The organism is Methylobacterium sp. J-026 (assembly GCF_022829585.1).
Classification (GTDB): domain Bacteria; phylum Pseudomonadota; class Alphaproteobacteria; order Rhizobiales; family Beijerinckiaceae; genus Methylobacterium.
Map to the genome: position 1 here is coordinate 96,630 of NZ_JAKSYC010000343.1, position 18,020 is coordinate 114,649.

Consider the following 18,020-nt stretch of genomic DNA (forward strand, 5'->3'; position numbering starts at 1 on the left):
GACGAACATGCCCGGCGCCTCGACCGGGCGTCAGGCGTGACCTCGCCCCGATCCGGGCAGAGGGGCCCGCCGCTCGTCTGGGTGCCCGCCATGCCCGCTTCGGCGGATCCGATCCCCGCCCGCGCCGCACGGCTCGATCCGCGCCCGCTCCTGTGGCTGCTCGTCGCCCTGTCGCTTGCGACCATGAACGCGCCGCAGGACATCTGGGACACGATCCGGCACCTGCGCGTGCCCGATACCGACGACGCCATGCGGCTCGTCGCGGTGCGCGATCTGCTCGCGGGCCAGGGCTGGTACGACAACGTCCAGTACCGCTTCCTCCCACCCGGAGGCGTACCGAGCCACTGGTCGCGCCTGGTGGATGCCCCGATCGCCGGGCTGATCCTGGCCCTGACGCCCCTCGCCGGCCGGACCCTGGCGGAGGGCTTGGCCGCCGCATTGTGGCCGGCGCTGCTGTTCGCGCTCTATTGCGGCGTGCTCCATCGCGGCACCCGGGCGCGTTTCGGCAGCCGCGCTGCAGTGCTGGCCGTCATCGCGGCGACCCAGACTCTCGGGGTCGGCATCCAATTCGCCGCCGGGCGGGTCGACCACCACAACGTCCAGATCATCGCGATCCTCGGACTCTCCTTCTGCATGATCCACGGCGGATTCCGGAGCGGTCTCGTCGGCGGCGGTCTTGCGGCCCTGTCGCTGGCGGTGGGGCTGGAAGGTCTGCCGTCCATCGCCCCGGCGGCCCTGTTCCTCGTGGGGGATTGGTGCCTGCGCGGCCGTCCGGCGCTGCCGGTCCTGGCCGGCTTCGGCCTCGGGCTCGGGATCGCCGCGCCGATCCTGTTCGCCGTGCAGACGGATCCCGGGCTCTGGGGGGCCCCGCGCTGCGATGCGCTCTCGCTACCCTGGCTGTGGATCGCCCTCGGCGGCCTGCTCTTCGCCGTCTCCGCGGCCGCAGCTGGCGACCGTCTCGGGTCGATGCGGGCGCGCGCCGCGCTGGCGGCGGCCTGCGGCGCGATCCTGCTCGTGGGCTTCGCCCTCGCCTTCCCGACCTGCCTGGGCGGGCCCTTCCCGGACATGCCGCCCCTCGTCCGGACCCGCTGGCTGCTGACGGTGAACGAGATGGCCTCGCTCCCGAAGTTCATCGCCCGGGGTCAGTGGGAGGCCCTGGTCTTCTATCCGGTGGTGCTGCTCGCGGCGTTCGCGGCGACCTGGATGGCGTGGCGCGGGCCGCAGCGGCGTGCCTGGTCGGTGGCGGCTTTGTTCCTCTGGCCGGGCCTGATCCTCGGCCTGTTCGAGTTCCGGGGGCTCTACATCGCGTCCGGCTTCGTGCCGCTGGTCGCGGGGGCCGTCCTCGACCGCGCGCTCGCGCAGGAGGCTGGAGCTCGGGCCGGTCTACCCCGCTGGGGTCTCGCGCTCCTCGGCGGCTGCCTCGTCAGCTCGCTCTGGATGGCGCCCGCGCTCCTGGCTGAGGCGCTGGCCCCGGCCGCGCGGACGGCCCCCGACCCCGCCGGCGCGGTCGCCTGCCGGAGCGAGGCCGCCCTGGCGCCCCTTGGCGCCCTGCCGCCCGGCACCGTCCTGGCGCCGATCGTCATGGGACCGGCAATCCTGCTGCACACGCCGCACCGGATCGTGGCCGCGCCGTATCATCGGGCGATCCCGGGGCTGATTGCGGCGATCGGGGGCCTGGGCGGCACGCAGGCGGATCTGGAGCGCGTGCTGACGACGTTCGCGATCCGCTACGTGGTTGCCTGCCCGGCCCGCCCGGCCGAGAACCTCCAGGCGGAGCCCGCCTTCGCCACGCGGCTCGTCGACGGCGCTGCGCGATACGATCGGCTGGAGCTTCTCGACCTGCCCGGTCCGCTCAAGGTCTGGCGGGTGAAGCCGGAGCCGCTCAGAGCAGGCGCCGGTCGAGCCGGATGATCCGGCACGGATCGCCGGCCCGGGCGGCGGGCTCGTGCGGCGCGCGGATCAGCAGCGCCTCGGCGTGGCCCAGCACCGCCAGCATCGAGGAATCCTGGCGCTGCTCCGGAGTCGCCACCGGAAGCTGGCCCGGCGTGACGGCGAGGCGCGCGCGCATGTAGTCGGCCCGTCCATCGTTGGCCGGGAGGTCGCGGCCGAGCGTCGCCGGCTCGCTGCGGTCTTCGCCGGCCCGGGGATCGCCCTGCAACGCACGGATCGCCGGCACCACGAACAGCAGCCCGCAGACGATCGACGAGACCGGATTTCCCGGCAGCCCGATCACCAGCATGTCGCCGAGGCGGCCGTGCATCAGCGGCTTGCCGGGCCGGAGCGCCACCCGCCAGAAGCCAAGTTCCAACCCCTCCCGGGCCAGCGCAGCCTGGACGAGGTCGTGATCGCCGACCGACGCGCCCCCGAGGGTCACCAGCAGGTCGGCCCGGGCCTCGCGGGCGCGGCGGAAGGCGTACGCCAGGGCGGCATGGTCGTCCGCCGCGATGCCGAGATCGATGATCTCCGCCCCCGCCTCGGTGGCGAGCGCGCCGACGGCGAGGCTGTTCGAGGCGACGATCTGATCCCAGGCGGGATTCTCCCCCGGGGCCACCAGCTCGTCCCCGGTGGCCAGGATCGCAACCCGGGGCCTGCGCCGGACCGGCAGGCGCGGGTGGCCGGCCGCCGCCGCCAGGGCGAGGCGCCGCGCGTCGAGGGTCAAGCCTTGGGTGAGCAGCGTCTCCCCGGCCGTGAAATCGAGCCCGGCGCGGCGGATGAACCGGTTCGGCTCGACCGGTTCGACCACGCGCACGGTCTCGCCCTCGGCCTGTGCGTCCTCCTGGATCAGAATCGCGTCCGCGCCATCGGGCACCGGCGCCCCGGTGAAGATCCGCACCGCCTCGCCGGGGCCGATGCGTCCCGAGAAACCGTGGCCGGCCGCGCTGGTGCCGATCAGCCGCAGGGTTGCCCCCGGCGATGCAGCGTCGGCGCCGCGCACCGCGTAGCCGTCCATGGCGGAGGCCGGGAAGGGCGGCTGCGTCCGGGTGGCGACGATGTCGGCGGCCAGCGTCCGCCCGGAGGCATGGGCCAGGGGCACGGTTTCGGCCTCGACGTGGCCGGGAACGCTCGCCAGGACCCGCGCCAGCGCCTCGGCGACCGGGATCAGGCCGCTCATGCCAGAGGGGCCCGGTAGGCGCCGGAGCGGCCGCCATCCTTGGCAACGAGCCGGATACCCTCGATCCGCATGCCGCGATCCACCGCCTTCACCATGTCGTAGACCGTCAGACAGGCCACCGAGACGGCGGTCAGCGCCTCCATCTCGACCCCGGTCGGGCCCTGGACCCGCACCTCGGCGGCGATCCGCAGGCCGGGCAGCGCGTCGTCGGGCTCACATATGACCCGGATCTTGGACAGGAGCAGCGGGTGGCAGAGCGGGATCAGCTCGTGGGTGCGCTTGGCCGCCATGATGCCGGCCAGCCGCGCGGTTCCGATCACGTCGCCTTTCTTGGCGTCGCCCTCGCGGATCAGCACCAGGGTCTCGGGCCGCATCACGATGCAGCCCTCCGCCCGGGCGGTCCGGTCGGTGGCGGGCTTGTCGGTGACGTCGACCATGTTGGCCGCGCCGCTGGTGTCGAGATGGGTGAGCGTCGTGCCGGGCTCCATCGCTCAGCCCTTGATCCGGGCCTTGGGGGCCTCACCGTTGCCAAAGAGCAACGCGCGGGTCGCCGCGGTCACATCCGCCTGACGCATCAGGCTCTCGCCGACCAGGACCACGCCGAGGCCGTTCTCCCGGAGACGCATCACGTCGGCGTGGTCGCCGATGCCGCTCTCGGCGACCGCGATTCGATCTTCGGGGATACCGGGCTTGAGGTGGATCGCGGTCTCGAAGGAGACCTCGAAGGTCTTGAGATTGCGGTTGTTGATGCCGATCAGCGCCGTGCCCAGGGGAATCGCCCGGGCGAGCTCGGCCTCGTCGTGGACCTCGACCAGGACGTCCATCCCGAGAAGGTGCGCCGTCTCGACCAGGGCGACGGCCTCGTCGTCGTCGAGGCAGGCCATGATCGCCAGGATGCAGTCGGCGCCCCAGGCCCGGGCCTCGTAGACCTGGTAGGGCTCGAACAGGAAGTCCTTGCGCAACACCGGCAGCCGGCAGGCCTTGCGCGCCGCGGTCAGATAGTCCGGCCGCCCCTGGAACGAGGGTTCGTCGGTGAGGACCGACAGGCAGGTGGCGCCGCCGTCCTCGTAGGCGGCGGCGAGGGTCTTGGGGTCGAAATCGGCCCGGATCAGGCCCTTCGAGGGCGAGGCCTTCTTCACCTCTGCGATGAGCGCCGGGCGCCCCTCGGCGAGATGGGCGCGGATCGCCGCCGCGAAGCCGCGCACCGGATCGGCCTGCGCGACCTTGCGCTCGAGCTTGGCGAGCGGCACGCGCAGCTTCGCCTCGGCGATCTCCCGGCGCTTGTAGGCCTCGATTCGGGCGAGCACGTTGGGCCGCTCGGGGGGCGTCTCGGCGACCGTATCGCGATTCGCCTCTTGCGTCAGCGAGCTCATTGGCCCTCCTGCCCGGTGGCGTGGTCGTTCGAGGCCTGGACGAGGCGGGCGAGGGTCGCCCGGGCCGCCCCGGAATCGACCGCATGGTGCGCCCGCGCGAGCCCGTCCGCCAGGGTCGGGGCGGCCCCCGCGACGACGAGTGCCGCCCCGGCGTTGAGAACCGCGATGTCCCGGTAGGCGTTGCGCGCGCCCGCCAGCACCGCCTCCAGCGCCCGGGCATTGTCGGCGGGATCGCCCCCGCGCAGTTCTTCCGCCGCCCGCAACGCCAGGCCGAGGTCGCGCGGGTCGATGGTGAAGCGGGAGATCCGGCCGTCATCGAGGGCGACGACCCGGGTCGGGCCGGTGACGGTGATCTCGTCGAGCCCGTCGGAGCCGTGGACGGTCCAGACCCTGCGGCTGCCGAGTTCCGCGAGCACCCGGGTCAGCGGCTCGGCGAGCGCCTCCTGGGCGACGCCGAACAGCTGGCAGGCCACGCCCGCCGGATTGCACAGCGGGCCCAGCAGGTTAAAGATCGTCCGCACCGGCAGTTCCGAGCGGATCGCCGCCACGTGGCGCATCGCCGGGTGATGGGCCTGCGCGAACAGGAAGCACAGGTTGGCCTCGGCCAGACAGCGCGCCTGCCCCGCCGCGTCGAGGCCGAGCCGCACGCCGAGGGCAGCCAGGACGTCGGCGGCGCCGGAGCGGGAGGTGGCGGCGCGGTTGCCGTGCTTGGCCACCGGCACGCCGCAGGCGGCCACCAGGATGGCGGCGAGCGTGGAGACATTGACGCTGCCGGACTGATCGCCGCCGGTGCCGACCACGTCGACGGCGCCCTCCGGAGCCGCCACCCGGGTCATGCGCGCGCGCATGGCCTCGGCGGCGCCGACGATCTCCTCGACGGTCTCGCCGCGCACCTTGAGGGCGGTCAGGAAGGCACCGGCCTGGACCGGGGTCACCGCGCCCGACAGCAGGTCGTCGAAGGCCGCGCGCGCCTCGGCCCGGTCGAGGGCGTGGCCCCCGGCGACCTTGGCGAGATGGGGTCTGAAACTGTCCATGGATTCTGTCGGAGGGCCGCCCCGGCCGCCGGCCGTCAATGCACGCCGGCGCGGGTCCTGTCACGCGCCGCGTTCCAGGCGGCGGCGAGATCGAGGAAGTTCTTCACGATCTCCGTGCCGTGCTGCGACCGGATGCTCTCCGGGTGGAACTGGACGCCGTGGAGCGGGCGCTCGGCGTGCTCGAGCCCCATGATCAGCCCGTCCGCCTCGGCGGTGACCCGCAGCGATTCCGGGCAACTGGCGCGGTCAACCACCAGGGAGTGGTAGCGCGTCGCCTCGAAGCTGTCGTTCAGGCCGCGGAACAGGCCGCTGGCCCCGTGCCGGATGGTCGAGACCTTGCCGTGCAGCGGCAGCGGCGCACGCACCACATCGCCCCCGAAGGCTTGGCCGATGGCCTGGAGGCCGAGGCAGACGCCGAAGATCGGGATTTCGTCCGACAGCTCGCGCACCACGTCGAGGCAGATGCCGGCCTCGTTCGGCGTGCAGGGTCCCGGCGAGAGCACGATCGCGTCGGGGGCCCGGCTGCGGATGTCCGCGATGCTGGTCGCGTCGTTGCGGGCGACGTCGATCGTACCGCAGAGCGGACCGATCAGGTGGACGAGATTCCACGTGAAGGAATCGTAATTGTCGATGACGAGGACGTTGGGCATCGCGGCGGCACGCTCGGGCATGCAGGCGATGTGACCGCTCGGGGCGGAGCGGTCAACCGCGTAGGCAGCGCGGCGCGCGCAGGCGGCGGGATCGGCTCACTGCCCCCGCTTGGCCTGAGCCGCGAACCGCACCGCCTCCTCGGCGGCCCGGAACAGCGCCTTGGCCTTGTTGACGCATTCCTGCTGCTCGGACGCCGGATCGGAATCGTACACGATCCCCGCGCCGGCCTGGACGTGCATCCGCCCGTCCTTCACCACGGCCGTGCGCAGCACGATGCAGGTGTCCATCTCGCCGCGCGCGCCGAAATAGCCGACGCAGCCGGCATAGGGACCGCGCTTGTCGTGCTCCAATTCGTCGATGATCTCCATGGCCCGCACCTTGGGCGCCCCGGAGACCGTGCCGGCCGGGAAGCCCGCCGCCAGGGCGTCGAGGGGATCGTGCCGCGGATCGAGGTCGCCCTCGACGTTCGACACGATGTGCATCACGTGGCTGTAGCGCTCGATGAAGAACGAGTCCGTCACCCGCACGCTGCCGATCCGTGAGACCCGGCCGGCATCGTTGCGGCCGAGATCGAGCAGCATCAGGTGCTCGGCACGCTCCTTCGGATCGGCCAGCAGTTCCTCGGCGAGCGCCGCGTCCTCGGCCGGGGTCACGCCCCGGCGGCGGGTGCCGGCGATGGGCCGCACCGTGACGGTGCCGTCGCGGACGCGCACCAGGATCTCCGGCGAGGAGCAGACGATCTGGAAGGATTCGAAGTCGAGATAGCAGAGGAACGGGGCCGGGTTCGTGCGCCGGAGCGACCGGTACAAGCTGAAGGCCGGCAGGGTGAACGGCGCCGAGAAGCGCTGCGACAGCACCACCTGGAACACGTCGCCGGCGACGATGTAGTCCTTAGCCCGTGCCACCATGGCGGCGAAGGCCTCCGGCGCCGTGTTCGAGACCGGCTCCGGATGGGCGACCGCCGCGAGGTCGACCCGGGCCTCGATCGGCAGCGGTCCCTCCAGGGCCTCCGCCACCCGGTCGAGGCGCTGGAGCGCGGCCTCGTAGGCCGCCCGGGCCGGGATGCCCGCCGCCGGCCGCACCGGGGACACCACGGTCAGCAGGTCGCGCACCGCGTCGAACACCACCATCACCCGCGGGCGGACCAGGATCGCGTCCGGAACGCCGAGGGGATCGGGGTTGGGCTCCGGCAGCCGCTCCATGGCGCGGACCATGTCGTAGCCGAGATAGCCGAACAGGCCGGCGGCCATCGGCGGCAGGTCCTGGCCATCCACGTCGCCGATGGCGCTCTCGGCGATCAGGGCGCGCAGGCTGGCCAGCGGCGCCCGGTCGTCCGGCGCGAAGGCGTCGAGATCGGGGCCGCGCGCGATCGCCGGCACGCCGTCGCGGCAGCGCCAGATCAGGTCCGGATCGAGCCCGATCATTGAGTAGCGGCCGCGCACGGCGCCGCCCTCGACCGATTCGAGCAGGAAGGCCGGGCCCGCATGGCGGGCGCGCAGCTTCAGGAACGCCGCCACCGGCGTCTCGAGATCCGCCACCAGGGTCAGCGCGACGAGGCTCGGCTGCCCGGCCGCGTAGCGCTCCGCGAAGGCCGCGTCGTCAGGCGCCTCGGCCATATGTCAGTACTCGCCGCCCAGCGCGCGGCGCAGGGCGACCGCATCGATCTTGACGCCGGCGTTCTTCTGGACCTCGGCGATGTACTGCGACAGCACGTCGTCGGCGAGGGCCGCCCGGAAGTTCTGGGTGATGGTCCGGTCGCTCGGGCTGTCGGCCACGAAGGCCGGCATGGTCGCCGCCGTGACCTTGAACACGGCGCGGGAATCGGCGGCCGCCGCGGTGCCCGCCTTGCCCACCGCCGTCGCGAAGATCAGGTTGACGTCGTCGGCGGTCAGCATGTCCTTGGCCTGGTTGCGCGCGAGATCCTGCGCCTCCTGCGGATTGACGCCGGCCTCCTGGGCGACCGCCTCGAGGGTCGCACCCGTGTTCAGCTTCTCGACCAGTTCGCGTCCCTTGGCCTGGAGGCGCTTGGCGGTCTCGGCGGCCTTCCAGCCCGCGGTCACGCCGTCCTTGACCTGATCCAGCGGCTTGTCGTGCGCGGGATCGATGCCGGTGACGTCGTACCAGACGTAGCCGCCGGCCTTGGTGCGCAGGGGCTCGTTGTCGCCGCCGATCTCGGCGCGGAACAGGGCGGGCAGGGTCGTGTCCGGATCGGGGATGTCGCCGACCTTCCGGCCCTCCGGATCCTTGGCGTTGGTATCCACGGCCTTGACCGGCACGATCTTCAGGCCGCGCTCGGCGGCGATGTCGGTCAGCGGCTTGGCGGCGGCGCGCTGGTCCTCGATGGCGTCGCGGGTGGTCTCGATCGCGTCGCGGGCGCGGGCCAGGGCCAATCCCCTCCGGATCTCGCCCTCGACCGCCTCGAAGGGCTTCACCGTGCCGGGCTCGATCTTGGTCACGCGCAGCAGCACGGTCCCGAACCGGCCCTGGACCGGCTGGCTCACGCCGCCTTCGGGCAACGCGAAGGCCGCGTCCCCCACGGACTTGTCGAACAGCTCGGCCTTGGTGAGCGTGCCGAGCGTCAGGTCCTTGTCATCGGTGCCGCGCTCGGCCGCTACCGCTTCGAAGGTCTTGGAGCCGTCTTCGATCGCCTTGCGCGCGCTTTCCGCGGCGGCGTTGTCCGGGAAGACGATCTGCTGGATCGTGCGCTTCTCGGGGGCGCCGTAACGGTCCTTGTTCAGCGCGTAGGCGGCGCGCGCGTCCGCGTCGCTGATCGCGTCGGGTTTGGCCATCGTGTCCGGATCGACTACGAGCAGGTTCGCCGTCCGGAATTCCGGCGCGCGGAAGCCGGATTTGTTGGCCTCGTACCAGCCCTTCAGCTCGTCCTCGGTCGGGTCGGGGATCTGGCCGGCTGTGGAGGGGGTCAGCATCAGGTAGGCGGCGGACCGGCGCTCGGTGGTGTAGCGGTGGACGGCCTCGCGCATGGCCGCCGGCACGTGCAGGTCGGACGAGACCGCCTCCGCCAGTTGCAGCCGCGCGATCACCGCGCGCTGCTCGTGCACGAACATCCCCTCGTTCAGGCCCGCCCGCTGCAACGTCTGATAGAAGAGCTGCGGCTCGAACTGGCCCTGCTGGTTCTGGAAGCTCTTCTCGTCGTGGATCGCCCGGATCACCGAGGCGTCCGGCACCGCGAGGCCGAGATCGTGCGTCTTCTGGTCGAGGGCGGCTTCGGTGATCAGCTGTGACATCACCTGCCGGTCGAGGCCGAGCATCCGTGCCTGATCGGGGGTCAGCGCGCGCTTCAGCTGCACCTGATAGCGCTGCATCTGGTTCTGATAGGCCTGGCGCACCTGCTCGGCGGTGATCGGCGTGCTGCCGACCGTGGCCACGTTGTTGCTGGAGCCGCCCCGGAAGAACTCCTCGACACCGAAGATCCCGACGCCCGCGATGAGCAGCGTGAAGATGATCGTCAAGACGATCTTGCCGAGCCAGTGCTGGCTAGCGTTGCGGATGCCCTGGAGCATGGTCTGTGATCGGATACCTTCGGCGGCCGACCCATCGCCGGGCCGGCACCATCCCTGAGAGCCGACCGCGATAGACCATTCGCGTCCACAGGCAAAGGCTCGGCGGCGCGGCCGCGTTTGCACGCTCAAGCTCGCTCTGGTAGGCCGCGGCAACTTGCGGAAGGTGGGGCGGAGCGGAGCCAGGGATGACGCAGTCGGGGCGCAGGCCGCTGGTCGCCGGCAATTGGAAGATGAACGGCACGCGGGACTCGCTCAAGGTCGTCCAGGCGATCCGCGACGGGCTCTCGCCGGAGCTGGCCGCCCGCATCGACGTGCTGATCTGCCCGCCCGCGACCCTGATCAGTGCCTGCGTCGCCGAGGCCGCCGGCTCGCCCATCGCCATCGGAGGCCAGAATCTCCACGCCCGGCCGAGCGGGGCCTTCACCGGATCGATCTCGGCCGAGATGCTGGCCGATCTCGGCGCCCGCTACGTGATCGTGGGCCATTCCGAGCGGCGGGCCTATCACCATGAGACCGACGACGGGGTCCACGCCAAGGCGCTCGGCGCCCGGCGCGCCGGCCTGTGCGGGATCATCTGCGTGGGCGAGACCATCGAGGAGCGCGAGCAGGGCCGGGCCCTCGACATCGTCCGCGCCCAGCTCGCCATCGGCCTGCCCAAGGGCGCCCGGGCGGCCGACACGGTGATCGCCTACGAGCCGGTCTGGGCGATCGGCTCGGGCCGGACCCCGACCCCGCGCGACATCGCCGAGGTCCACGCGTCCCTCCGGGAGATGCTCGACAAGCTCGTGGGCGACGAGGCGCAGAAGATCCGCATCCTCTACGGCGGGTCCGTGAAGCCGGGCAATGCCCGCGAACTCCTGTCCGTGGAGAATGTCGACGGAGCCCTGGTCGGCGGGGCCAGCCTCGTGGCCGAGGACTTCCTCGGGATCTGCGCCGCCTACGCCTGAGCCTGCGGACATTGCAGGCCAAGCTTCTCGGAGCTGTCACACGATCCTGCTTAAGAATCGCGGTGTTCAACCACCGCGATTCGAATCATGCCGGACGATCAAAACCTGACCGATGCCACGCTGATGGATACGATCCGTCGCGAGATCCTCGACAGCTACGACGAGGAAATCGAACTTGGATTTGAAGAGGATCGTCTGGACAGTCTCGAAGGCGGGACCGAAGGCGGCCTCGACCGCCGGTTCTACTTTCGTGAGCTGCTGCGCCTCCAGCACGAACTGGTCCGGCTCCAGGACTGGGTGCAGCACAACAAGCTGCGCGTGGTCGTCCTGTTCGAGGGGCGCGATTCGGCCGGCAAGGGTGGTGTGATCAAGCGGATCACCCAGCGCCTGAACCCCCGGGTCTGCCGGGTGGCGGCGCTGCCCGCGCCGAACGAGCGCGAGCGCACGCAGTGGTATTTCCAGCGCTACATCGCCCATCTGCCCGCCGGCGGCGAGATCGTGCTGTTCGACCGGTCCTGGTACAACCGTGCCGGCGTCGAGCGCGTCATGGGCTTCTGCACCGAGGCGGATGTGGAGGAATTCTTTCGCTCTGTGCCGGAATTCGAACGGATGCTCGTGCGCTCGGGCATCGTGCTGCTGAAATACTGGTTCTCGATCACCGACGAGGAGCAGGCCCTGCGCTTCCACATGCGCATCGCAGACCCGCTCAAGCAGTGGAAGCTCTCGCCGATGGACGTGGAATCCCGGCGGCGCTGGGAGGATTACACCCGCGCCAAGGAGGACATGCTGGCGCGCACGCACATCCCCGAGGCGCCCTGGTGGGTGGTCGAGGCGGTGGACAAGAAGCGGGCGCGGCTGAACTGCATCAGCCATCTGCTCGATCAGATACCCTATGGCACGGTCGAGCATCCGCCGGTCGAACTGCCGGCGCGGGTCCGCAACGCGGATTACATCCGGGCGCCGATCGCGGCGGAGATGCACGTCCCGTCCCGGTACTGAGCGGCTGCCCGGCCTGGAAAAAATCCGGGGCGGGAGCGGTCGGTCAGATCTTGTAGGCCTGGCGCGCCAGGAGGCGCCAGCGGCCGGCGTCGCGGTGCCAGACCTGCAACACGCCGATATGGACCGGGGCGCTCTTGCCGTCGGTGACAGCCTCGCCGCTGAACACGTGCCGGGCGATGGCGTCGTCGCCCACCACCGAGACCGACCGGTCCGACAGGGTGATGCTCGGGAAGGTCGCGCGCTTGCTGGCGAGCGGCGCGATGAAGGCGGCCTTGTCCTGCACGAGGCCGCTGGAATGGCCGTAGCTCAGCCCGTCGAGGGTGAGCGCATCGAGGGCGGTGCCGTCCCCGGACAGCAGGGCTTTGGTGAGGGCATCGACCGCCTCCTCCACGGCGGAGCCGTCCGGGCTCGCGGCCGTCCCCGGACGCGCCCGCACCAGGATGGGTGTGGCGAGGGCAGCGGTCAGCGCAAAGCGGCGTGAGATCGGCATGGCGTCCTTCCCGGGCGGGACAGCGGCTTGGATCGGGCCGTCCTTCGCTCTGAGACAGACCACAGCCGGGCCGTCGGCGCGAGGGCTGCGGGAAACAGGCCTGGCCGGATCATAAAGTTGGCGCGGGACCACGAGTGGTGTATGGCCGGCGCAGATTTGCGGCCGTTGCCGGATGCACCGGCCGCCCCGCGCCAGCGCCCGTCCCCCGGGCCCCAAGCGCGAACCTGAAGACGTTTTCGGAATACCGATGCAGACCGTCCTGATCGTCGTCCACCTCATCATCGTCCTCGCGCTGATCGGCGTGGTGCTGCTGCAGCGCTCCGAGGGCGGCCTCGGTCTCGGCGGCGGTGGCGGCGGTGGCGTCGCGGGTTTCATGACCGGCCGCGGCCAGGCCAACGCCCTGACGCGGGCCACCGCGATCCTGGCAGCACTATTCTTCGCCACCAGCCTGCTCCTCGCGGTCCTGTCGCACCGGTCGCGGGCGCCGAAGTCGATCCTCGACACCGGCGCGCCGCAGAGTTCGGGCCAGCCCGCCAAGCAGCCGACCGGCGCCGACAACCTCCTCGACTCCCTTCGCCAGCAGCAGGACCGGGTCCCGAACACCGCACCGGCCCAGCCGGCGGTTCCGGACGCGCCGCAATCGCGCTGACCGCGCGAGGCGACGCGACTCACCCCTCCCACGCTTGATCGGTGCGACGCCGGTCCGGCCCATGCGCTGCGTGATCCCCAGTCCATACACGGGCCGGGGCATTCGCCGTTTGGCAAACGCCGACAGCTTCTTTATGGACCGAGGCCCATGACGCGGTACGTTTTCATCACCGGCGGCGTGGTCTCCTCCCTCGGCAAGGGACTCGCCTCGGCGGCCCTGGCAGCGGTGCTCCAGGCCCGCGGCTACCGGGTTCGGATGCGCAAGCTCGACCCCTACCTCAATGTCGATCCGGGCACGATGAGCCCGACCCAGCACGGCGAGGTCTTCGTCACCGACGACGGCGCCGAGACCGACCTCGACCTCGGCCACTATGAGCGCTTCACCGGCGTGCCGGCGAGCCGGGCCGACAACATCACCACGGGCCGGATCTATCAGGACATCATCGCCAAGGAGCGGCGGGGCGACTATCTGGGCGCCACCATCCAGGTGATCCCGCACGTCACCAACGCGATCAAGGACTTCGTTCTGGAGGGCAACGACGCCTTCGACTTCGTGCTCGTCGAGATCGGCGGCACGGTGGGCGATATCGAGGGGCTGCCGTTCTTCGAGGCGATCCGCCAGCTCGGCCAGGAGCTGCCGCGGGGCACCTGCGCCTACGTCCATCTGACGCTCCTGCCGTTCATCCCGTCCGCGGGCGAGCTGAAGACCAAGCCGACGCAGCATTCCGTGAAGGAACTGCGCTCTATCGGCATACAGCCGGACATCCTGCTCTGCCGCTGCGACAGGCCGATCCCCGTCGAGGAGCGGCGCAAGCTCGCCCTGTTCTGCAACGTCCGCGAGAGTGCGGTGATCGAGGCCCTCGACGTGGCGTCGATCTACGAGGTGCCGCTCTCCTACCGGACCGCCGGCCTCGACCGGGAGGTGCTCGGCCATTTCGGCCTGGACCACGGCGAGGAGCCGGATCTCGGCCGCTGGCGGACCATCGCCGAGCGGGTCCGCAACCCCGAGGGCGAGGTCTCCATCGCGATCGTGGGCAAGTACACGGGCCTGAAGGACGCCTACAAGTCGCTGACCGAGGCGCTGATCCATGGCGGCATCAGCCACCGGGTGAAGGTCAACCTCGAATGGATCGAGGCCGAGGTGTTCGAGCGCGAGGACCCCGCGCCGTTCCTGGAGGGGTTGAACGGCATCCTGGTCCCGGGCGGGTTCGGCCAGCGCGGGGCCGAGGGCAAGATCCGCGCGGCCCGCTACGCCCGCGAGAAGCGCGTCCCCTATCTCGGGATCTGCTTCGGCATGCAGATGGCGGTGATCGAGGCGGCCCGGTCGCTTGCCGGGCTCCCGGAGGCCAACTCGACCGAGTTCGGCGACACGGCCGAGCCGGTGGTCGGCCTGCTGACCGAGTGGCTGCGCGGCAACGAGCTGGAGCGCCGCGCCGCGGTCGGGGACCTCGGCGGCACCATGCGGCTCGGCGCCTACGAGGCGAAGCTCGACCCGGATTCGAAGATCGCCGGCATCTACGGGTCCGAGCACATCTCCGAGCGCCACCGCCACCGCTACGAGGTCAACATGGCCTATCGGGCGCGGCTGGAGGCCAAGGGCCTGCGGTTCTCGGGCGTCTCCCCGGACGGGCTCCTGCCCGAGACGGTGGAGCATGTCGGGCACCCGTGGTTCATCGGTGTCCAGTTCCACCCGGAGCTGAAGTCACGCCCCTTCGAGCCGCATCCGCTGTTCAAGGGCTTCGTCGGCGCGGCGATCGAGCAGAGCCGCCTGGTGTGAGCCGCGGCGGCGCGCCGCTGCTCGCGTCGCGGCCCGTAGCCCTATATGCCACCGAACGTGACCGAGATCCTCTTCTACCACATGCAGCGGCAGCCGCTCGAGCGGGTCCTGCCCAACCTCGTCGAGCGATCCCTCGAGCGCGGCTGGCAGGCCGCGATCCAGGCGGCCACGGAAGAGCGGCTCCAAGCTCTTGACGACCACCTCTGGACCTATTCCGACGAGAGCTTCCTGCCACATGGCACGGACCGCGAGCCCGATTCGGGTAGCCAGCTGGTCGTGCTGACCCTGCGCGACGTCAATCCCAACACCGCTTCGATCCGATTCCTCGTGGAGGGCGCCGACCTTCCGCCGGATGCCGATGCCTATGCGCGGATCTGCATCCTGTTCGACGGCACCGATCAGGACGCCCTGTTGCGCGCCCGCGAGCAGTGGCGGCAGGCCAAGGAGGCCGGCCACGCGGTGGCCTATTGGCAGCAGGACGATTCGGGCCGCTGGAACAAGAAGGCCTGACCGTGATCCTCAGCCGCCCCCTCGCCCGCGCCGCCCTCGGCCTCGCCCTGGCGTTCGCCGGATCCCCACCGCTCCGGGCCGAGGATGCGCCGCACGGCCATCCCCCCGCGGAGGCCAGGGCGGCCCCCCACGGCCCCGAGGGACGCCGCCTGCCGCCGGATTCGACGACGAAGCAGAGCATCACACTCCCGGACGGCCGGACCCTGGACTTCACCGCCACCGCGGGCAGCCTGCCCCTCGTCGACGAGGCCGGCAAGCTCCAGGCCGAGATCGCCTACGTCGCCTATACGGTGGCACCCGAAGCCGGGCGGATGCGCCCCGTGACCTTCGCGGTGAATGGCGGCCCGGGGGCGTCGTCGGCCTATCTCAACATCGGCGCAATCGGCCCCTGGCGGCTGCCAACGGGGGGCGCCAGCATCAGCCCGTCGCAGCCGGTGACGCTGGCGTCGAACGACGGCACGTGGCTCGATTTCACCGATCTCGTCTTCATCGACCCGGTCGGCACCGGCTACAGCCGCGCGGCGGACGGCAATGGTAAGGCCTACTGGTCCGTGGATTCCGATGCCGCGACCCTGGCGGCGGTGATCGCCCGGTACCTTCGGGTCAATGACCAGATGGCCGGCCCGAAATTCTACGTGGGCGAGAGCTACGGCGGTTTCCGCGGGCCGCTGATCGCCGAGAAGCTGCAGGAGGAGATCGGCGTCGGCCTGTCCGGGATGGTGCTGCTGTCGCCGGTTCTCGATTTCGGGTGGCTCGAGGTGCCGCGGGCCAATCCCTGGGGCTACGTGCTCAAGCTGCCCTCCCTCGCCGCCGGCGCCCTGGAGCGGAGCGGCACCGTGCCGACGCCGGCCCTGCTCGGGGAGTCGGAAGCCTACGCGTCCGGCCCTTATCTCGCCGACCTGCTCAAGGGGCCGGCCGATGCCGGCGCGGTGGCGCGGATGACCGAGAAGGTCGCCCCCATGGTCGGGCTTGACGCCGCCCTCGTACGCGGGCAGGCCGCACGGCTGTCGACCCGCAGCGTCCAGCGTGAGATCGACCGGGCCGTGGGTCGCGTCGCCAGCGCCTACGACACCGGGATCACCGGATGGGATCCGAACCCGGACGCGGTGCAGTCGGGCTTCGAGGATCCCCAGCTCACGGCGCTCCAGGCTCCGCTCACCAGCGCCATGCTCGATCTCTATGCCCGTACGCTGAAATGGCCCGTGCCGAATATGCGCTACGAGCTCCTGAACAATGCGGTGAACCATGGCTGGAGCTGGGGTTCGGGGCGGCAGGCGCCGGAGGTTCTTTCAAACCTCAAGGGCGTGCTGGCGCTCGACGGCAAGCTGCGCGTCCTCGTCGCGCACGGCTTCACCGACCTCGTGACGCCCTACTTCGCCTCGAAGCTCCTGCTCGCACAGGTGCCGGCCTACGGCGCCGGCCGCCTGAGCCTGTCGGTCTACCCGGGCGGCCACATGTTCTACACGCGCCCGGATTCCCGCGCGGCGTTCCACCGGGACGTGGAGCGCCTCTACGCAGAGGCCGTCAAGGCGCGCGATGCGGGCCCGGCGGCCATCCCGACCGAGCGCACGAGGGACGCACCCTGACGCCCGGCAGCGGGCGGGTCCGGAGGACGTCGCGTAGATCGCAATGCGTCCGCGAACCGGCTCAGCCCCGCGTGGTCGTCTTCAGGAAGAGAATGTCGATATCCCGCTGCGGGACGTAGTCTTTCACCACCATCTCGAAGGTCGTGGGCCCGGTCTTCCTGACGTTGCTGCCGCAGAACGAGACCATCGTCGCGGGATCACCCTTGTCCACGATCAACCGGAACGTGCCGATGGGCCCGGCCCAACCATGCCCGGGGGCAACCGCGTAGGAGAGGGACTCCTCGTAGGCCTGGAAGGACCGGCTGCCGTCAGCACTCGCCCGGCGGTACAGGCTCTGGGCGAGCCGCGCGAAGGCCGGATCCGTGCAGAATCGGTCCGCATAGCCGGCCATCGCCGCGGGCCCCAGATCCGGGGAGCCGAAGGACAGGCCGGACTGGCTGGCAAGGCTCGGTACGAAGCGTTGACGGACCGCGAGCTCCCGCCCGGCCGGGAAGGCCTGCCGCCGCCAGAACCGCGACTTCAGCGTCCAGAGCGGGACGTCCGCGAGCGTGCCGTCCGCGTGCTCCTGCCGATCGAGGATGCGGGCCTCGATCAAAAGACGGCGCCGGCTCTCCGGGAGGCGGCGCAGGGCGACAGCCGTCGCATCGACGGTCGGCACCAGCGGGATCCCGAGGCCCGCGAGTTCGCCGGTGATCTCGACCGGCCGGCCGTCCCGCGTCAGGAAGGCGTGCTGCTCGACCTGCCACGGGACGGATTGGTCATCGACCGCGGCGTCGAACCCGAGGACGTTGTCGTGCGCCGGATCGGGGATCGCCACGGCCATCCCGGGACCACCGACGATGTCGGGAATCGGAAACGCAAGGGTCGCCTCGATATCGGCCCCGGTCGCATTGCGGAACCGGTAATCGGCCTGCACGGCCGTCTCGGACAGGGTCAGGTCCTCCGCCACGAGGGTGATCGGGCCGGTCGTCTCCAGGACGAGCCCGCCCGCCTTGAGCGCGGCAACGGTGTCCTCGGCCCGGCCGGGCAAGGACGCCGCCATGAGGAGGGCGAGGGCCAGCGACGGGGTTTTCATCACGATCACGCTCAAGGGTCTCGAGAATCCGATGGCTGGCGCGGCCGCTCAGCGCCGTCCCCGGTGATGCGGACAGGATTCCGTCGCGCCTCCGTTGTGCGAGAGCTGTCATGCGTCTACAACGATCGCGTGACGGTGCCCCGGCGACGGGGTGAAAAGGGAATGCGGTGAGGGGCGCGAGCCTCGAATCCGCGGCTGCCCCCGCAACTGTGAGCGGTGAGCGTCTGCCAGAGGGCCACCGGAGCGATCCGGGAAGGCGGTAGGCGCGTCGACCCGCGAGCCAGGAGACCTGCCGTC

General features: G+C 71.1%; 16 protein-coding genes and 1 riboswitch. Of the genes, 7 read left to right on the forward strand and 9 right to left on the reverse strand.

The window, feature by feature from the left end:
* The first annotated feature begins 90 nt into the window (after nucleotides 1-90).
* Nucleotides 91-1,911 (forward strand): hypothetical protein, encoded by a 1,821-nt coding sequence (locus tag MKK69_RS29985; protein WP_243973805.1) that lies wholly within the window; start codon nucleotides 91-93, stop codon nucleotides 1,909-1,911.
* Here MKK69_RS29985 and glp read toward each other — a convergent pair.
* The 7 genes from glp to MKK69_RS30020 form a co-directional block, all read right to left on the reverse strand.
* On the reverse strand, nucleotides 1,883-3,112 hold the full coding sequence (gene glp / locus MKK69_RS29990) for a gephyrin-like molybdotransferase Glp (protein ID WP_243973806.1): 1,230 nt from the start codon (nucleotides 3,110-3,112) through the stop codon (nucleotides 1,883-1,885). The two genes, MKK69_RS29985 and glp, sit on opposite strands and share 29 nt — an antisense overlap.
* A complete protein-coding gene (gene moaC / locus MKK69_RS29995; RefSeq protein WP_243973807.1) occupies nucleotides 3,109-3,600 on the reverse strand; it encodes a cyclic pyranopterin monophosphate synthase MoaC in 492 nt (163 codons plus the stop codon). The genes glp and moaC overlap by 4 nt, the downstream gene beginning before the upstream one ends.
* Nucleotides 3,601-3,603: 3 nt before the next feature.
* The gene (gene trpC, locus MKK69_RS30000) at nucleotides 3,604-4,485 is read right to left on the reverse strand and encodes an indole-3-glycerol phosphate synthase TrpC (protein WP_243973808.1); all 882 of its coding nucleotides are present in this window, start codon (nucleotides 4,483-4,485) and stop codon (nucleotides 3,604-3,606) included.
* Nucleotides 4,482-5,519, reverse strand: a complete 1,038-nt coding sequence (gene trpD / locus MKK69_RS30005) for an anthranilate phosphoribosyltransferase (RefSeq protein WP_243973809.1) — start codon at nucleotides 5,517-5,519, stop codon at nucleotides 4,482-4,484. The genes trpC and trpD overlap by 4 nt, the downstream gene beginning before the upstream one ends.
* Before the next feature lie 35 nt (nucleotides 5,520-5,554).
* Nucleotides 5,555-6,169 carry an anthranilate synthase component II gene (locus MKK69_RS30010; protein WP_243973831.1) on the reverse strand — a complete coding sequence of 205 codons (615 nt, stop codon included), beginning with the start codon at nucleotides 6,167-6,169 and terminating at the stop codon, nucleotides 5,555-5,557.
* Between the two features lie 96 nt (nucleotides 6,170-6,265).
* Nucleotides 6,266-7,786, reverse strand: coding sequence for an anthranilate synthase component I (gene trpE, locus MKK69_RS30015; protein ID WP_243973810.1), 1,521 nt, complete (start codon nucleotides 7,784-7,786; stop codon nucleotides 6,266-6,268).
* Nucleotides 7,787-7,789: 3 nt separating this feature from the next.
* Nucleotides 7,790-9,691, reverse strand: coding sequence for a peptidyl-prolyl cis-trans isomerase (locus MKK69_RS30020; protein WP_243973811.1), 1,902 nt, complete (start codon nucleotides 9,689-9,691; stop codon nucleotides 7,790-7,792).
* A gap of 185 nt (nucleotides 9,692-9,876) precedes the next feature.
* Between MKK69_RS30020 and tpiA the strand changes: the two genes are divergently transcribed.
* Both tpiA and ppk2 read left to right on the forward strand, forming a co-directional pair.
* Nucleotides 9,877-10,638 (forward strand): triose-phosphate isomerase, encoded by a 762-nt coding sequence (gene tpiA, locus MKK69_RS30025; RefSeq protein WP_243973812.1) that lies wholly within the window; start codon nucleotides 9,877-9,879, stop codon nucleotides 10,636-10,638.
* Nucleotides 10,639-10,725: 87 nt separating this feature from the next.
* Entirely contained in the window at nucleotides 10,726-11,637 is a 912-nt protein-coding gene (gene ppk2, locus MKK69_RS30030) for a polyphosphate kinase 2 (protein WP_243973813.1), read from the forward strand.
* A gap of 43 nt (nucleotides 11,638-11,680) precedes the next feature.
* Here ppk2 and MKK69_RS30035 read toward each other — a convergent pair whose 3' ends face one another.
* On the reverse strand, nucleotides 11,681-12,127 hold the full coding sequence (locus tag MKK69_RS30035) for a nuclear transport factor 2 family protein (RefSeq protein ID WP_243973814.1): 447 nt from the start codon (nucleotides 12,125-12,127) through the stop codon (nucleotides 11,681-11,683).
* Between the two features lie 247 nt (nucleotides 12,128-12,374).
* Here MKK69_RS30035 and secG point away from each other — a divergent pair, with 247 nt between their 5' ends.
* The 4 genes from secG (at nucleotide 12,375) to MKK69_RS30055 (ending at nucleotide 16,648) form a co-directional block, all read left to right on the forward strand.
* A complete protein-coding gene (secG, locus tag MKK69_RS30040; RefSeq protein ID WP_243973815.1) occupies nucleotides 12,375-12,776 on the forward strand; it encodes a preprotein translocase subunit SecG in 402 nt (133 codons plus the stop codon).
* Between the two features lie 147 nt (nucleotides 12,777-12,923).
* Nucleotides 12,924-14,552, forward strand: coding sequence for a CTP synthase (locus tag MKK69_RS30045; RefSeq protein ID WP_243973816.1), 1,629 nt, complete (start codon nucleotides 12,924-12,926; stop codon nucleotides 14,550-14,552).
* A 57-nt stretch (nucleotides 14,553-14,609) separates the two neighbouring features.
* The gene (locus tag MKK69_RS30050; protein ID WP_243973817.1) at nucleotides 14,610-15,062 is read left to right on the forward strand and encodes a DNA polymerase III subunit chi; all 453 of its coding nucleotides are present in this window, start codon (nucleotides 14,610-14,612) and stop codon (nucleotides 15,060-15,062) included.
* 2 nt (nucleotides 15,063-15,064) lie between these two features.
* Nucleotides 15,065-16,648 (forward strand): S10 family peptidase, encoded by a 1,584-nt coding sequence (locus MKK69_RS30055; RefSeq protein ID WP_243973818.1) that lies wholly within the window; start codon nucleotides 15,065-15,067, stop codon nucleotides 16,646-16,648.
* Between the two features lie 61 nt (nucleotides 16,649-16,709).
* Here MKK69_RS30055 and MKK69_RS30060 read toward each other — a convergent pair whose 3' ends face one another.
* Complete coding sequence (locus MKK69_RS30060; protein WP_243973832.1) at nucleotides 16,710-17,723, reverse strand: DUF4424 family protein; 1,014 nt, start codon at nucleotides 17,721-17,723, stop codon at nucleotides 16,710-16,712.
* 116 nt (nucleotides 17,724-17,839) lie between these two features.
* Nucleotides 17,840-18,020: riboswitch (cobalamin riboswitch) on the forward strand. This riboswitch is flagged as partial in the annotation.

Bases quoted from the DNA above. Each gene is read 5' to 3' on its own strand.
- MKK69_RS29985 (WP_243973805.1), top strand. From the start codon at position 91: ATGCCCGCTTCGGCGGATCCGATCCCCGCCCGCGCCGCACGGCTCGAT.
- glp (WP_243973806.1), bottom strand. From the start codon at position 3,112: ATGAGCGGCCTGATCCCGGTCGCCGAGGCGCTGGCGCGGGTCCTGGCG.
- moaC (WP_243973807.1), bottom strand. From the start codon at position 3,600: ATGGAGCCCGGCACGACGCTCACCCATCTCGACACCAGCGGCGCGGCC.
- trpC (WP_243973808.1), bottom strand. From the start codon at position 4,485: ATGAGCTCGCTGACGCAAGAGGCGAATCGCGATACGGTCGCCGAGACG.
- trpD (WP_243973809.1), bottom strand. From the start codon at position 5,519: ATGGACAGTTTCAGACCCCATCTCGCCAAGGTCGCCGGGGGCCACGCC.
- MKK69_RS30010 (WP_243973831.1), bottom strand. From the start codon at position 6,169: ATGCCCAACGTCCTCGTCATCGACAATTACGATTCCTTCACGTGGAAT.
- trpE (WP_243973810.1), bottom strand. From the start codon at position 7,786: ATGGCCGAGGCGCCTGACGACGCGGCCTTCGCGGAGCGCTACGCGGCC.
- MKK69_RS30020 (WP_243973811.1), bottom strand. From the start codon at position 9,691: ATGCTCCAGGGCATCCGCAACGCTAGCCAGCACTGGCTCGGCAAGATC.
- tpiA (WP_243973812.1), top strand. From the start codon at position 9,877: ATGACGCAGTCGGGGCGCAGGCCGCTGGTCGCCGGCAATTGGAAGATG.
- ppk2 (WP_243973813.1), top strand. From the start codon at position 10,726: ATGCCGGACGATCAAAACCTGACCGATGCCACGCTGATGGATACGATC.
- MKK69_RS30035 (WP_243973814.1), bottom strand. From the start codon at position 12,127: ATGCCGATCTCACGCCGCTTTGCGCTGACCGCTGCCCTCGCCACACCC.
- secG (WP_243973815.1), top strand. From the start codon at position 12,375: ATGCAGACCGTCCTGATCGTCGTCCACCTCATCATCGTCCTCGCGCTG.
- MKK69_RS30045 (WP_243973816.1), top strand. From the start codon at position 12,924: ATGACGCGGTACGTTTTCATCACCGGCGGCGTGGTCTCCTCCCTCGGC.
- MKK69_RS30060 (WP_243973832.1), bottom strand. From the start codon at position 17,723: ATGAAAACCCCGTCGCTGGCCCTCGCCCTCCTCATGGCGGCGTCCTTG.